The sequence below is a fragment of the Actinospica robiniae DSM 44927 genome (assembly GCF_000504285.1).
In the GTDB taxonomy this organism is placed as follows: domain Bacteria; phylum Actinomycetota; class Actinomycetes; order Streptomycetales; family Catenulisporaceae; genus Actinospica; species Actinospica robiniae.
On sequence record NZ_KI632511.1, the window covers coordinates 5045079 to 5060680 of the forward strand.

General features: G+C 70.8%; 10 protein-coding genes. 4 read left to right on the forward strand and 6 right to left on the reverse strand.

Features of this window, described 5'->3' with window-relative positions:
• Nucleotides 1-244 precede the first annotated feature (244 nt).
• The 3 genes from ACTRO_RS21325 to ACTRO_RS21335 all read left to right on the forward strand — a co-directional run bounded on the left by ACTRO_RS21325 (nt 245) and on the right by ACTRO_RS21335 (nt 4434).
• Nucleotides 245-931 (forward strand): response regulator transcription factor, encoded by a 687-nt coding sequence (locus tag ACTRO_RS21325; protein ID WP_034265598.1) that lies wholly within the window; start codon nt 245-247, stop codon nt 929-931.
• Nucleotides 928-2436 (forward strand): sensor histidine kinase, encoded by a 1509-nt coding sequence (locus tag ACTRO_RS21330; protein ID WP_051451159.1) that lies wholly within the window; start codon nt 928-930, stop codon nt 2434-2436. The genes ACTRO_RS21325 and ACTRO_RS21330 overlap by 4 nt, the downstream gene beginning before the upstream one ends.
• A gap of 213 nt (nt 2437-2649) precedes the next feature.
• A complete protein-coding gene (locus ACTRO_RS21335; RefSeq protein ID WP_034265600.1) occupies nt 2650-4434 on the forward strand; it encodes a S1C family serine protease in 1785 nt (594 codons plus the stop codon).
• A gap of 112 nt (nt 4435-4546) precedes the next feature.
• Here the strand turns inward: ACTRO_RS21335 and ACTRO_RS21340 are convergent, their stop codons facing one another.
• From ACTRO_RS21340 to nrdR, 4 genes are all read right to left on the reverse strand, one after another.
• Entirely contained in the window at nt 4547-5350 is an 804-nt protein-coding gene (locus tag ACTRO_RS21340) for a prenyltransferase/squalene oxidase repeat-containing protein (protein WP_034265603.1), read from the reverse strand.
• A gap of 495 nt (nt 5351-5845) precedes the next feature.
• Nucleotides 5846-6952 carry a hypothetical protein gene (locus ACTRO_RS21345; RefSeq protein WP_084316440.1) on the reverse strand — a complete coding sequence of 369 codons (1107 nt, stop codon included), beginning with the start codon at nt 6950-6952 and terminating at the stop codon, nt 5846-5848.
• Between the two features lie 258 nt (nt 6953-7210).
• Nucleotides 7211-10168, reverse strand: a complete 2958-nt coding sequence (locus tag ACTRO_RS21350; protein ID WP_051451161.1) for a vitamin B12-dependent ribonucleotide reductase — start codon at nt 10166-10168, stop codon at nt 7211-7213.
• Between the two features lie 148 nt (nt 10169-10316).
• Entirely contained in the window at nt 10317-10829 is a 513-nt protein-coding gene (gene nrdR, locus ACTRO_RS21355; protein WP_034265606.1) for a transcriptional regulator NrdR, read from the reverse strand.
• Between the two features lie 495 nt (nt 10830-11324).
• Here nrdR and lexA point away from each other — a divergent pair, with 495 nt between their 5' ends.
• Complete coding sequence (gene lexA / locus ACTRO_RS21360; RefSeq protein WP_084316441.1) at nt 11325-12332, forward strand: transcriptional repressor LexA; 1008 nt, start codon at nt 11325-11327, stop codon at nt 12330-12332.
• A gap of 351 nt (nt 12333-12683) precedes the next feature.
• Here lexA and ACTRO_RS21365 read toward each other — a convergent pair whose 3' ends face one another.
• Both ACTRO_RS21365 and ACTRO_RS50400 read right to left on the reverse strand, forming a co-directional pair.
• Nucleotides 12684-13211 (reverse strand): DUF2231 domain-containing protein, encoded by a 528-nt coding sequence (locus tag ACTRO_RS21365; RefSeq protein WP_157436358.1) that lies wholly within the window; start codon nt 13209-13211, stop codon nt 12684-12686.
• 194 nt (nt 13212-13405) lie between these two features.
• Nucleotides 13406-15505 carry an ATP-dependent DNA helicase gene (locus tag ACTRO_RS50400; protein WP_034265609.1) on the reverse strand — a complete coding sequence of 700 codons (2100 nt, stop codon included), beginning with the start codon at nt 15503-15505 and terminating at the stop codon, nt 13406-13408.
• Nucleotides 15506-15602: the final 97 nt, after the last annotated feature.

The window sequence follows — 15602 nt, forward strand, 5'->3', positions numbered from 1 at the left end:
CGCTCTTCTCCTCCCGTTAGGGGCCCGTCGCCGCCCCGACCTCGGCGGACGTCGGCCGTCATGCGGCTTCTGACACCAAGATCCCCCGGCTTCGACCTTCTGGGGAGGGCCTGGAACAAATCTGTGGATAAACCCCGCCTGTGGATAAAGGGCGTCGCTAAGAGAGAGCAATGGAAAATATGCTCATTGGTTCCCCACGGCGAGATCTCAGCAGCCTCTCAGCGCGGCGGAGAAAACTGGTGGCATGCGGATTCTTGTGGTGGACGACGACCAGGCGGTCCGGGACTCCTTGCGTCGCTCCCTCGCGTTCAACGGCTACGACGTGGAACTCGCCGCCGACGGCCTCGCCGCGCTCGAGTCGATCGCGCGCAACCGTCCCGACGCGGTGGTGCTGGACGTGATGATGCCGCGCCTCGACGGGCTCGAGGCCTGCCGGCGGCTGCGCTCGGCCGGTGAGGACCTGCCGATCCTCGTGCTCACCGCGCGGGACGCCGTCTCCGACCGGGTCGCCGGGCTCGACGCCGGCGCCGACGACTACCTGCCCAAGCCCTTCGCGCTCGAGGAGCTGCTGGCCCGCCTGCGGGCGCTGCTGCGGCGCACCCAGCCCGCCTACGCGGCGGACAGCGGTCAGCTCAGCTTCGCCGACCTGACCCTCGACCCGCTGGCCCGCGAGGTCACCCGGGGCGAGCGCACGGTGCGGCTGACCCGGACCGAGTTCAACCTGCTCGAACTGCTCATGCGCCACCCCCGGCAGGTGCTGACGCGCTCTCAGATCCTCGAGGAGGTCTGGGGGTTCGACTTCCCGACCACCGCGAATTCGCTCGAAGTGTACGTGGGCTACCTGCGGCGCAAGACCGAGGCCGAGGGCGAGCCCCGCCTCATCCACACGGTGCGCGGCATCGGCTACGCCCTGCGCGAGACGGCGCCATGAGCGCTTCCCCCTTCGAGGCCCCGCCCGCGGCGAAGCAGAACGCGGTGGGCCGGTGGCTCGGCCGGCGTTCCTTCCGTTCCCGGATAACCATGCTGGTGGTCGTCGCGGTCGGGCTCTCCGTGGCCCTCGGCTCGCTGATCAGCTACATCGCGATCAGCCACGCCGTGACGGCGAGCCTGGACAACGATCTGAAGCAGAAGACGGCGTTGATCAACGGCTCCGTCCTCAACGATCCCCGATACCTCACCAGCCCGAACCCCAACGTCTCCTCCTCGTCCTCGAACACCTTGGTGCTGGCGGGCGCGCGGCTGACGATCGTGCTGAACACCGGCGCCGCCATCGTCCCGGTGACGGCGACGCTCAACGGCGACCAGTCCACGCCGAACGTGCAGCCCGTCGCCCCCTACGGCGACCCGGAAGTCCAGGTCGCTCAGCGCGCCCGGGCTTCGTCCCTGCGCACCATCGCCTACCAGGGCGTCAACTACCGCGTCTACGCCGTGCCGGATGCGAATCCGGCCGTGGACGGCGCGGCGGTGGTGGTCGCCCTCCCGCTGACCGAGACCGAGGCGACGCTCAGCACCGTGGCCACGATCTCGATCGTGGTCGGCCTGATCGGCATCGCCATCGCCGCGGCCGCGGGCTTCGCCATCGGCCGGGCGGCGCTGCGGCCGATCGAGCAGCTCTCCCGGGCCACCGAGTACATCGCGCACACCGGAGACCTGCGCTCACTGCCGGTCACCGGGGATGACGAGCTCGCCCAGCTCACCCGCAACTTCAACACCATGCTCGAGGCACTGGCCCGTTCGCAGGACCATCAGAAACGCCTGGTCGCGGACGCCGGGCACGAGCTGCGTACCCCGCTGACCTCCATGCGCACCAACCTCGACCTGCTCGCCCAGGTCATGGCGTCGCCGGACGACGCGCGGCTGCCGCAGGAGGAGCGCATCGCGCTGATGAACGACGTGCGGGCGCAGATGGAGGAGCTGTCCGTGCTGATCGCGGACCTGGTGGAGCTCTCCCGAGACGAGCGGCCCTCGCACGCGGTCGAGCGGCTGGACCTGCGCGACGTGATCGAGCGTGCGTCCGAACGGGTGCAGCGCCGGGCACCGGGGCTCACCTACGACCTCCGTCTGGCCCCTTGGTACCTGGACGGCGACGCCGCTTCGCTGGAGCGGCTGGTGACGAACCTGATGGACAACGCGGCGAAGTGGTCGCCCGAGGACGGCACCGTGACGGTGACGCTCAGTGAAGGCCTGCTGCAGGTGGCCGACCAGGGGCCGGGCATCGCCGAGGCGGACCTGACGCACGTGTTCGAGCGTTTCTACCGGTCGCCCGAGGCCCGGGCCACGCCGGGATCAGGGCTCGGGCTGGCGATCGTCCGCCAGATCGCGGAGAACCACGGCGGTCGCGTGGCCGCGGCTCGCGCCCCGGGCGGCGGCGCGCTGCTCGGCGTCTGGCTGCCGGGTTCGCCGGTGTCCGGGCAACTGCCGTCGTCGGCGTCCTGAACCGACCCGGTTCACCGTCGAAAAACGCTCACCCGTCCGGCCTAGCTCGACCATTCAGGGCAATGCCCTGACACTCATTCGGCCGTGTCGTAACTCCGACGCCGGAAGCCGTCCAGGCTTCCGGCGTCTCAGTTCGATAACGGATTACGGATCCACAACCAGTTCTCGCATCAGTCTCAGCGAAGTCTCAGCAGACGAGCCGAAAGTACAGCCATGACCGAGACGCCAGAGCACCCCTCCACCCCCGAGCCGGACCGGGCAGCCGACCAGGAAGCCGAGCTGGTGCCGGCCGCCGTACTGCCGCAGCACGGCGACCCCCTGGCGCCGGAGGCCCCGGCCCCGGCCCCGGCCGCGAACCCGGCCCCGGCTCCGGCCGCGAACCCCTCCGCCCAGTCCGTCGCCGGGCAGAGCTGGGCCATCCAGCCCGCCCCCGCGGACCTCGCGCCGCCGCAGACGGGTGCGCCGGCGCCGGCCTACCCGCAGCAGCCCTACCCGGCGCAGCAGCAGCCGTACGCCGCCCCGCAGGCTCAGCCGCAGCAGCCGCAGCCGCAGCACGCGCCGTACCCGGGCCAGCCGCAGCCGCAGGGCAACCCGTACATCGCGCAGCAGCCGCAGCCGCAGTCCTACTCGGCGCCCCAGCCGCAGCCTCAGCCCCAGCCCCAGCCCCAGCAGCCGGCGGCGTACCCGAGCCAGCCGCTGCCGGCCTCGCCGAGCCAGCCCGCGTCCGGCGCCCCGCTCCCGGCCGCCGGCGCCTCGGGCGGCGGCGACGGAACCACGCCGTCCTGGGCCACGCCGGCCGTCGGCGGGCTCCCGCCCTACGGCGAGGGCCCCGCGCCGCTGGTCTTCGAGCCGGCCTCGCGCAACTCCAAGAACCGCACGCTGATCACCGCGGCCGTGGTCGCCGCCCTGGTCGGCGGCGGTGTGGGCGCCGGCATCAGCTACGCGATGCGCGACGACTCGGGCAACGCCGTGACCTCCTCGGTCAACACCAGCGGCCTGGACACCGGGTCGGACAACGCCAGCGCCGTCACCGCCGTGGCCAAGAAGGTGCTCCCGTCCGTGGTGACCATCACCGTGGCGCCGAACTCCTCGAACTCCTCCAGCGGCGGGGACATCGGCACCGGGATCATCCTGAACTCCACCGGCGAGATCCTGACCAACAACCACGTCGTGTCCACCGCGGCCGCCGGCGGCTACACCATCACCGTCACCTTCGACGGCGGCGCCAACGCCCAGGCCAAGATCGTGGACCGGGACCCGACCAGCGACCTCGCCGTGATCCAGGCCTCGAACGTCAAGGACCTGACCCCGGCCACGCTCGGCGACTCCACCTCGGTGCAGATCGGCCAGGAGGTCGTGGCCATCGGCGCGCCGCTTGGCATGTCCAACACGGTCACCAGCGGCATCATCTCAGCGCTCGACCGCCCGGTGATCCCCGAGTCCGACAGCGGCTCGGGCCAGTCCAGCCCGTCCACCTCGGTCACCGCGCTGGACGCGATCCAGACCGACGCGGCGATCAACCCCGGCAACTCCGGCGGCCCGCTGATCGACATGAACGGCGCCGTCATCGGGATCGACTCGGCGATCGCCAGCACCGGCTCGAACGACCTCGGCGGCAGCGGCGAGAGCGGCTCGATCGGCCTGGGCTTCGCCATCCCGATCTCGCAGGCCAAGCCGGTGATCCAGGAGCTCGAGGCCAAGCAGACCCCGACGCACGCGGTGCTCGGCGTCTCGGTGCAGGACGCGGCCGTCACGGCCACGCACACCGGCGCGATGCTCTCCCAGATCACCTCGGGCGGAGCGGCCGCGAACGCCGGCCTGAAGTCCGGCGACGAGGTCATCGCGATCGACGCCCAGCAGATCGACGGCTCGGACGCGCTGGAGGCCGCGGTTCACTCGTATCGGCCCGGTACTAGTGTCAAGATCACTTACATCCGCGACGGACAGACCAGCACGGCCAACGTGACCCTGGCCTCCGCGGTCGACTCCACCAGCTGAGGCTGACGGAGTAACGGAAACGGGTTCCCCGGCGACCAGGCGGCGCCGGGGGGCCCGTTTTTTCGTCGTCAGGCGCCGTATCGCGACATGCGGTGCCGTGCGGAGGAAGCCGCTAGAGAGTCGGATCCGCGGCGAAGGACGGAGCCGCGGCCAGCAGCACCCGCGCCGCGGTCACGGTCAACGTGGCCGACGCCTCCTCGCCCACCCGGTCGGCCCAGGAGCCGTCCGGGTTCTGCAGCAAGGTGAGCCGGGACGCTATCCGCCGGTTCCACCGGTCCCCCGGCCGCGTGCACACGCCGAACCAGGCCAGGTCCTCGACGCCGAAGCCCTCGAACCCGCGCCCCACGACGTCGAGCAGCCGCCGCACGGCCATGGTGCGTCCCTGCGTGCGCAACACCCGCGCGGCGAGCCAATGCGCCACCGTAGGGGCAGGCAGTCGGCCGTGCGGATCCACCGACCACTCCAGTGCCTCGGCGGCCTTCGCCACGGCCTCAGGGGCCACCCCGTAGTCCGCCAGCGCGACGCCGCAGTTGGCGGTCAGATAGGCGCGGGCGCCCGGCGAGCCCGGCAGCAGCCAGTCCGGCGTGCGGCTGCTCGGCCCCTCGCTCCACGTGCCGTCCACGCCCTGCGCCTGGATCACGAAGTCGAGGCCGGCCTGGACGTCGGCGGCCAGCGCCGAGACCGGCAGCCCGTGCAGCAGGAAGAGCTGGTAGCAGGTGCCGTCGAGGCTTGACGCACCGTCAGACCAGAAGGCCGGCCAGCCTCCGTCCGCGTTCTGCGCAGTCCGCGGCGCGATCGGGGCACCCTCGACCTCCCGACCCGCCGCAACGGCGAACCGGGCGCGATCGAGGGCGTCGCCGTGCGTCTGCACGTATTGCCACGCCGCCGCCAGCGACGCCGTGAGGGCCTCGTTCATAAGCTGGAACCGTAGCGCTAGCGCCGTACTGTCGTCCAGGGCGGCCGCGCCTCGGACGTCATCGGCGGCAGCGCACCCACCAGGGGAGTTTCCTGAAGAACGGCGTCAGGGGCTGAGGACCGGACCGCCCCTGTGCCGACACCAGGACTATTCTGAAAACTGAGTGATCGTCATGGGTTGCGGCGCTGGTAAAACGCACGGCGCCGCGAGCGTCTTCGGCTCGTTCGGCTCGGCTCGCGATACCGTGGCGCACCAGCCAGCGGCCGGTTGCCGCAACACGGTCACGATCCGCGTTCTTCGCAGCGTGGTCGATGTGCTCGTTCGGATGGATGGGGATGCACAGACCGTGGAAAGCCGACGCCAACTCGTGCGGCTGCGCGCGGCGGACGGACGGCGAGGGGAGCCGGTCCGCAGACCGACTCCCCCTGTGCACTACTGATTCACCGCTGAACGGCGCCCGAGATACTGGTGGAACGTACTTATTCGTTGCTTGCGCTATTCCTCGGCCGAGGTCGCAGCCCAGGGCAGGCCGAGGCCCGGCGCGACGTCCTTGGCGATCCATGACATGACCCTGTCCCCGCGCCTCACGGCTGCGCGGGCTCCCTCCGCCCAGGACTCGCTGCCGAGCGCCTCGATGTAAAGAGTCCGCGCAGCGTTCCAGGCAGCTGATGTGGCCGCGGCGTGTGGGTTCTTCAGCCCCAGGTACTGCGCGATCACGGCAGCAGCTTGGATCCGGATCGGCGTCGGGCCCATCTGGGCCAGGGCACGACTGTGGGCACTCAGAACGGGGCCGGCGTGGGGATACGGGCCGAGCGTTGAACCCATGCCCTCGCACTGGCACATGGTGGCCAGCAGAAGGCAGGTCGCATCGACCAGTTCCGGGTCACTGTCAAACTTTCCGACCGCCTCGTGCAATCGCCCTGTATCGGCGATTTTGCCGGCGTAGTAGCCGGCGAGAAAGTCACCGTCCACGCCCTTCCTGAGCAGCCACGGAAATGTCGTCGGGTCGCGCAGGCCGCAGATCGCCTCGACGATGTAGACACGGCCCCATCCTTCGACCCGGTCGGCCAGCCAGATCAGAGCCTGCGCTCCGCCGTCTACCTCTTTGAGCGCTCGAGCCGCGAGAGCCCCGAAGCGTTCGGAGAGTAGCCCGATGGTCTGAACAAGCGGGATGTCCTGCGGGTCGATGCCCACAGCGCCGATGATCGACAGGCCCATCGTCACTGTGCACCGGTCGGTACCGTTGCGCACCAACCAGCGTCCGGTTGCCAGAACACGGTCACGATCCGCGTTCTTCGCGGCGTAGTCGATGTGCTCGTTCGGGTGGATCGGGACGTAGAGACCATGGAAAGCCGGCGCCAACTCGTGCGCCTGCGCGTCGGAGTCCGCGAGGTATTCGGCCAGCAGCCCGGCCACTTCCGACCCCAGCCGCTGATGCTTCGAATACTTCGGGCTGGAGGCTTCGTCATGTGCTTGATCGTCAGGGAACGGCTCGCCCTCCCGTGGGAGAGGCTGATCCGGAGCCAGTCGGTGCAATGCCGACGCGTGGTCGAACAGCGTCTGCGGGGTCTCGGGCATCTTCGGCCCGCTTGCAGTCGTCACCGGCGAACGGTGGACTCGATTCTGTTAGCCATACACCGGATCATCGCACAACCACCGTTCTGACGGCGGCCGCCGCCGGGACCCGCTTTCCGGAAAAGCCGGGCGTAGGGCGGGTGGGTAACGAGCCGTCAGGTCGCCTACGGGCACCGGACACGTCGGCACGAGGCAGCTAACGGCCTCGGGAAAGGGCCCAGGGGAGCCGACGCAATCGCCGACTCCCCAGTGAACTGCGCGTTTATCGCGCTTCAGCGCTCATTTTCAGCTGCAGCCGCTGGTCGAGCCGCAGCCCTCGCAGACGTAGCACGAGCCGGCGGGGCGCATCTTGGTGCCGCAGTTGGCGCACAGCGGCGCGTCGGCGGCGTGGCCCATCTTGGCTTCGAGCAGCTCCATGGAGGAGTGCGCAGAGCCGGTGACGGCGGGCCGGGCCGAGGGCCGGGCGGTGGTCTCCTCGGCGGTGTCGGCGCCGGTCGACGGGGCGCCGGACTTCTGGGCGTGGCGCTCTATCGGCGCGGACTGGGCCATCTCGGTGAGGTCGGCGTCATCGCCCTCGGCGGGCAGGTACGAGCCGGTCTCGAGCTGGCGCTGGCGCTCGGTGGCCGAGTAGATGCCGTAGTCGGCGCGGACGTCGAAGGGCAGGTAGTCCAGGGCCAGGCGGCGGAAGATGTAGTCCAGGATCGACTGGGCCATCCGCACGTCCGGGTCCTCGGTCAGGCCGGCCGGCTCGAAGCGCATGTTCGTGAACTTCGAGACGTACGTCTCCAGCGGCACGCCGTACTGCAGGCCCACCGAGATGGCGATGGAGAACGCGTCCATCATGCCCGCGAGGGTCGAGCCCTGCTTCGCCATCTTCAGGAAGACCTCGCCGAGGCCGTCGTCGGGGTAGGAATTTGCGATCATGTAGCCCTTGGCGCCGCCGACCGCGAAGGACGTGGTCGAGCCGCTGCGGGCCCGGGGCAGGCGCTTGCGGGTCGGGCGGCGCTCGATCACGGTGCGCACCTCGACCGGCGCCTCGGCGGCGGCCAGGGCGGCCGCCTTCGCCGCGGCCTCCTTCTTGGCGCCCTTGGCGTCCTGCAGCGGCTGGCCGACCTTGCAGTTGTCCCGGTAGACGGCCAGGGCCTTGAGACCCAGCTTCCAGCCCTCGTAGTAGATCCGCTCGATCTCCTCCACCGTGGCGGACTCGGGCAGGTTGACCGTCTTGGAGATCGAGCCTGAGATGAACGGCTGGATCGCGGCCATCATCAGCACGTGGCCCATCGGCGCGATGGACCGCTCGCCCATGGCGCAGTCGAAGACCTCGTAGTGCTCGGGGCGCAGCGCCGGGGCGTCGACCACGTGGCCGTGCTCGGCGATGTAGGCGACGATCGCCTCGACCTGCTCCTGCGGGTAGCCCAGCCGGCGCAGGGCCCGCGGCACGGTGTTGTTCACGATCTGCATCGACCCGCCGCCGACCAGCTTCTTGAACTTCACCAGAGCCAGGTCCGGCTCCACGCCGGTGGTGTCGCAGTCCATCATGAAGCCGATGGTGCCGGTCGGGGCGAGCACGCTGGCCTGCGCGTTGCGCCAGCCGTTCTCGGCGCCGATCTCGAGGCAGGCGGCCCACTCGGCCTTGGCCGCGTCCAGGATGGCGCCGTCGAACTCCTCGAGGGTGACGACCCGGTCCGCCGCGTCGGCGTGCTTGCGCATGACCCGGGCGTGCGGCTCGGCGTTGGCGGCGAAGCCGGCGTAGGGGCCGACGATCCCGGCCAGCTCGGCCGAGCGGCGGTAGGCGGTACCGGTCATCAGGGCGCTGATGGACGCGGCGACGGCGCGGCCGCCGTCCGAGTCGTACGCGTGGCCGGTCGCCATCAGCAGCGCGCCGAGGTTGGCGTAGCCGATGCCGAGCTGGCGGTAGTCGCGGGTGGTCTGGCCGATCGACTCGGTCGGGAAGTCGGCGAAGCAGATGGAGATGTCCATCGCCGTGATGACGAGCTCGACGGTCTTGGCGAACAGCTCGTGGTCGAAGCTCGACGCGTCGTCGCTGAGGAACTTCAGCAGGTTCAGCGAGGCCAGGTTGCACGAGGAGTTGTCCAGCGACAGGTACTCCGAGCACGGGTTGGAGGCGGTGATCCGGCCGGTGTTCGGGTTGGTGTGCCAGTCGTTGATGACGTCGTCGTACTGCAGGCCCGGGTCGGCGCACTCCCACGCGGCCGTGGCGATCTGCCGGAACAGGTCCTTGGCCGGGACCCGCTCGATGATCTCGCCGGTGGTGCGCGCGCGCAGGCCGAAGGACCCGCTCTGCTCATAGGCCCGCATGAACTCGTCGTTCACCCGGACGCTGTTGTTCGCGTTCTGATACTGGACCGAGGTGATGTCCGAGCCGCCGAGGTCCATGTCGAACCCGGCGTCGCGCAGGACCCTGATCTTGTCCTCTTCGCGCGCCTTGGTCTGCACGAACTCCTGGATGTCCGGGTGGTCCACGTCCAGCACGACCATCTTGGCCGCGCGCCGGGTGGCGCCGCCGGACTTGATGGTGCCGGCCGAGGCGTCGGCGCCACGCATGAAGGAGACCGGGCCCGAGGCGTTGCCGCCGGAGGAGAGCAGCTCCTTGGAGGAGCGGATCCGGGAGAGGTTCAGACCCGCGCCGGAGCCGCCCTTGAAGATCAGCCCCTCTTCCCGGTACCAGTTCAGGATCGAGTCCATGGTGTCGTCCACGGCCAGGATGAAGCAGGCGCTGACCTGCTGCGGGCTGGCCGTGCCCACGTTGAACCAGACCGGGGAGTTGAAGGAGAAGACCTGGTGCACGAGCATGTGGGTCAGCTCGTGCTCGAAGATCTCGGCGTCCTCGTCGCCGGCGAAGTAGCCGTGCTCCTGGCCCGCCTTGCGGTAGGTCTGCACGACCCGGTCGACGACCTGGCGCAGCGAGGTCTCCCGCTGCGGGGTGCCGAGCGCGCCGCGGAAGTACTTGGTGGTGACGATGTTGGCTGCGTTGACGGACCAGAAGTCCGGGAACTCCACGCCGTACTGCTCGAAGTTGACCGAGCCGTCGCGCCAGTTCGTCATCACGACGTCACGGGATTCCCAGGTGACGGCGTCGTACGGGTGTACGCCGGGGGTGGTGTAGACACGCTTCACCCGCAGACCCCGACCCTCGGTCGCGTCGCCCCTGCCGTTCTGTGCCGGCACGGTCGCTCCCTTCTTGCCGTTGCGGCGCGCGGCCGCGCTGATGGTCTCCGTCATGTGAACAGTCCTCTCCCTACCCTCGACCCATTACCAACGTCTCGCCGGCGCAGTGGCTTCCCGACCAACGCGACCCGCCCGGGGCCAACGGTCCCCGGTCTCCCGATCCACAGTTTTCAATCCACCCGAGCGAACCCACGTCGCGGGTTCAGGGCACGTGCACGGACTGCTCGACGGGCTCGACCCCGTCTTCGTCCGGCTTCGCGTCCAACTCGGCTTCGGCCTCGCGCAGCTCCGCGATCGCCTGCTCGAAGTCCTCCAGCGATTCGAACGCCCGGTAGACCGAGGCGAACCGCAGGTAGGCGACCAGGTCGAGCTCCCGCAGCGGCCCGAGTATCGCGAGCCCGACCTCGTGGGTGGGCAGCTCGGCCACACCCGAGGCGCGCACCGCCTCCTCCACGCGCTGGGCCAGCAGCGCCAGCTGGTCCTCGGTGACCGGACGGCCCTGGCAGGCCTTGCGCACGCCGGCGACGACCTTGTCCCGGCTGAACGGCTCGGTCACCCCGGACCGCTTGACCACCAGCAGGGTGGCCGTCTCGACCGTGGTGAACCGGCGTCCGCATTCCGGACAGGACCGCCGCCTGCGGATGGCGGTGCCGTCCTCGGTCGTGCGCGAGTCGATCACCTTCGAGTCGGTGTAACGGCAGAACGGGCAATGCACGGGTCCGCGGTCCCTTCGACTCGGTGGCCGGCCGCACCGAAAGGGCGCGCCCGAGTGCGCCCATGACAACCAGCACTTGCTTTGATACCACAAGTTCTAGGCGCCATGGACTTGTTCCCTACAAGATGTAGGGGTAAAGGTAGCCTTCCGCCGACGGCCGTGCAAGCCGCGCGCCACCCGATCGGCCCCATCCTCATCACCCCGGCCAGCTACGCAGAGCGATCCGGGCAGGTGGTCGAGACGGGCCGCGATCACCACGCGGCAAAATCCGCAAGAGCGTTCGGCGTAAATTCCTTCGACCGGATGAATTCGCTTGTCCGGACCGGGAAAAACGCCGCAGATGGCGCAAGATTGCTCTCGGGAGCAGGTCGTCCGGCGGCGGGCGGGCGCGGCCCGCCGCCGAAGGTGACGACGCCTCATTCGAACAAGTGTTGGGCACTTGTCGGTACCCTCGGCTACCTTGGTCGGTGAAAGGGAGGAAGGGGATTATCCGAGATGAGCGGACAAGGCGTCGTGCGACAGCGCAAGGGCCCGGCGGCGGAGAAGCCGCGCGGCGCCGCGGCGGCGGAGAAGACGGCGGCTAAGGGCGTCAAGGCGGTGACCGCCGCGAAGACGCGCGGTGCCGGCCGGGCCGCGGGCGGCGGCGGAGGTGGCGGCGGCAAGAGCGAGCCGGGCGGCGGGCGCGGGGAGCCTGCCGTGACGAAGGTCCCGCTCGCGCTGCGGCTGACCGACCGGCAGTGCCGGATCATCGAGGTCATCCAGGACTCGATCGACCGCCGCGGCTACCCGCCGTCGATGCGTGAGATCGGCGAGGCGGTCGGCCTGAACTCGACCTCCTCCGTGCGCCACCAGCTGGTGGTGCTGGAGAACAAGGGCTTCATCCGGCGCGACCCGAACCGCCCGCGTGCCTACATCGTGCGCGGCCCGAGCGACCCGACCCAGTCCTGGCGGGCCCGGATGGCGCAGACCGCGCCGCAGGGCGGCCAGCCGGCCGCCGCCGCGGGCGACCATCCGCAGGGCCGGATGCAGTCGGCCATCTCCACCCTCGGCAGCTCGATGGCCGCCGGCGCCCAGTCCGCCCTCGCCGCGCTCGGCGCCCTCGGCGGCTCCGTCGGCGCGATGGAGTTCGTCCCGCTCGTCGGCCGGATCGCGGCCGGCGGCCCGATCCTGGCGGAGGAGTCGATCGAGGAGCTCATCCCGATGCCGCGGGCCATGGTCAGCGACGGCACGCTGTTCGCGCTCACCGTCGTCGGCGACTCGATGATCGAGGCCGGGATCATGGACGGCGACACCGTGGTGGTGCGCCAGCAGCAGTCCGCCGAGTCGGGCCAGATCGTCGCCGCCATGATCGACGGCGAGGCCACGGTCAAGCAGCTCAAGATCCAGCGCGACGAGGGCCGGTACGAGGTCTGGCTGATGCCGCGCAACCCGAGCTACGACCCGATCCCCGGGGACAACGCGGTGGTGCTCGGCCGCGTCGTGACGGTGATGCGGCGGCTGTAGCGCAGCCGCAGGGCGAGGACGCGGTCGGTGGCGCGCTCGGTGGGTTCGGCAGGCTCGACGGCTCCTGTGGTGGGTGAACCGGCGAGCGTGGCCTCGAGTGCTCGACTGCTCGAGTGAGTGTTGCTGTGGGCTGACGGTGGGCGGCGAGCGGTGGTGGTCGCCCACCCGGCGGCGTGCCGACGTGGCCTGATACGCAGGCACGACGCCGGATCGTTGAGAGCCAGCTCCGGCTGACGCCACGATAGGTCGCGCGTCATCGGGCTGAGCTCCCGAGCCGACGAGTCTCCAGACGTCATCCGCCATCAGGCCACGAACCGTCTGGCCCGCGCGCGGGCCCGGGGGGCTCAGGCGTCAGTCGCTGCTGAGGGCGGCGGCGCGGCGCCGTGCCAGGTCGCCGCCGATGGCGCCGCCTGTGGCGACGGCGGCCAGGCCGAGGAGGCCGAGCTTCTGGCCGAGCCGGTGGCGGCCGCCGCAGCGGGCGACGATCGAGCTGATGTACAGGACGAGGCCGACGGAGTTGGCGACGGCGTGGACCGCGCCGATGCGCTTCGTGTCGGGGTTGAACTCGGCCCAGTCGGCCAGGCCGGTCACCGCGGCGGGGACGGCGGCGATGACGCCGAGGACGGTCAGGTCGCGGGCCTCTTCCGGCCGACCGGCCAGGTCCATGATGCTCGCGGCCATCCAGGAGCCGACCGGCAGGTGCACGAGCGGCTGGTGCACGGGGTGGCCCAGCCAGCCGACACCGCTGAGCTTGTGCCGGATGCCCTCGGGGATCTGGCCCGCGATCTGCTCGAGGGGCCCGACGACCTGGTCCAGCGAATCGGTCTGTCCGACGCTGTCGAGGGCGGTGGGCAACGCGGTTGAGCGAGCGTCTGTCATGGCGACGGGGTACCCGCGAAAAATCGGACAAATCGGCGCGTTAGCGCTATCGGGTGTTCCCGGGCGCATCGAGACCGAGTGGGCCACCCGGATAGCCGCCAAGCCGACGATAGGGACGACGACGGCGAGGACGGGGACGGGACGCCGCAGAGCCGTGAAACGCGGCCGCGCCTGCAGCCTGCGCTGGCTCCCGCCTACTCCTTCTCCTCTTCCTTCTTCTCGCGGTCCTTGGCCGCCTCGTCCAGCCTGCGGAGCGCGGCGTAGACCGTCTCGGAGTCGCTGGTCGGCCAGAAGTCGGGCAGGCCCGCGCGCAGGAAGCTGCCGTAGCGGGCGGTGGCGAGGCGGGAGTCGAGGACTGCGACGACTCCGCGGTCGGCGGAGGAGCGGATGAGGCGGCCGGCGCCTTGGGCGAGCAGGAGGGCGGCATGGGAGGCGGCGACGGCCATGAAGCCGTTGCCGCCGTTGCGGGCTACCGCTTCCTGGCGGGCGGTGGCCAGCGGGTCGTCGGGGCGGGGGAACGGGATGCGGTCGATGATGACCAGCTGGCACGAGCTGCCGGGGACGTTCACGCCCTGCCACAGCGACAGCGTGCCGAACAGGCAGGCCTTCGGGTCCTCGGCGAAGCGCTGGATCAGCTGCGGCAGCGAGTCCTCGCCTTGGCACAGGACGGGCAGTCCCAGATAGTCGAGCCGTCCGCGCATCTCCCTGGCCGCGAGGTCGGCGGCGCGCATGGACGAGAACAGGCCCAGCGTCCGGCCGCCTGCGGCGGCGATGAGCTCCGCGATCTCCGAGAGCTGCTCCTCGCCGAGTTCACGGCCGGGCGCGGACAGGTGCTTGGCCGTGTAGAGGATCCCCTGCTTCGGGTAGTCGAACGGGGAGCCGACGTCGAGGGCTTGCCAGGGGATGGGGTGGTCGGCGTCGGCGTCGGAGCCGGTGGCGGTGGTGTCGTCGTCAGCCCCGGCTGGGGCGGTGTCAGTGGCGGCCGCCGGGGCACGCTCGGGGCGCGCTTCGAGGCGGTCGGCGCGCTCGGCGGCGTACAGGCCGAGGGAACCGGCGACGTTGTCGAAGTCGCCGCCGATCTTCAGCGTGGCCGACGTCAGCACGGCCGGGGTGCGGGCGAACAGTCGATGCCGGAGCTGCTGCGCCACCGACAGGGGGGCGATGCGCAGGGCGGTGGAGCGCTCGCCGCGGTCGAGCCAGACCACGTCGTACTCAGAGCTCTGCAGCAGCCGGTCGGCGAGCTCGAAGATCTGCTCCACGCCCGCCTGGGCCTGCCTGCGCGCGCCCTCGTCGCCGCCGCCGGACTTGTCGCGGTTGCGGCCGAGGGCGCTGACAGCCTCGCGGGCCGCGTCGCGGAGCATGGTCAGGGCGTCGGCGAGGGGTTCGGGGAGCTGGGTGAACCGGCCGGCCTCGGCCTCGTCGAGCTCCACGGCGAACTCTGCGGCGGCGAGGTCGAGACGCTGCGAGACGGCTTCGTCCAGCTGGCGGTGGCAGCGGCGGGCGGCGCGCTCGGCCAGGCCCGCCGTCAGCTCGCCGGAGTCGGCGCCGGTGGCGCGGGAGACGAGCTCGTGGGCCTCGTCGATGATGACGGCGTCGTGCTCCGGCAGGACCTTGATCTCGCCGTCGAAAGTGTCGATCGCCAGCAGCGCGTGGTTGGTCACGACGAGGTCCGCGGCGCGGGCTCGCTCGCGGGCGGCTTCGGCGAAGCAGCTGGTGCCGAACGGGCACTTGCCGGCGCCGAGACACTCGCGGGAGCTGACCGAGACCGCGGTCCACACCCGGTCGGGGACGCCGGGGGCCAGGTCGTCGCGGTCGCCGGTGTCCGTCTCCTCGGCCCAGTCGCGCACCCGCAGCACGTGCCGGCCGAGGTCGGACAGGGCCTTCGGGTCGAACAGGCCGTCCTGCTCCTCCTCGTCCCCGGCCGAGTTGATCTTGTTCAGGCAGACGTAGTTGTTCCGGCCCTTGAGCAGGGCGAACTCGGGCGCGCGGCCGAGCAGCGGAGCGAGCGCGCCGCTGATCAGGGGCAGGTCGTGGGCCACCAGCTGGCGCTGCAGGGCCAGGGTGGCGGTGGCCACGACGACGCGGCGCTCCTTGCGGGCCAGGGTGTGCGCGATCGCCGGGACCAGGTAGGCCAGCGACTTGCCGGTGCCGGTACCGGCCTCCACCAGCAGCGGGTCACCCTGCGCCATCGACTCGGCGACGGCCTTGGCCATCTGCTGCTGGCCCGGTCTGGGCGTGCCGCCGACCGCCGCCACCGCCGCGTCGAGCAGTTCGTCCAGAGCAGGCTTTCCCATGGCGGACAAGCCTACGGGGTGGTTCCGACACCGTGTACCGGCCTCGTCACCTCAGCCGCCGCACCGGCCGCACCCACCCCGCCGACCTCTCCAGCCG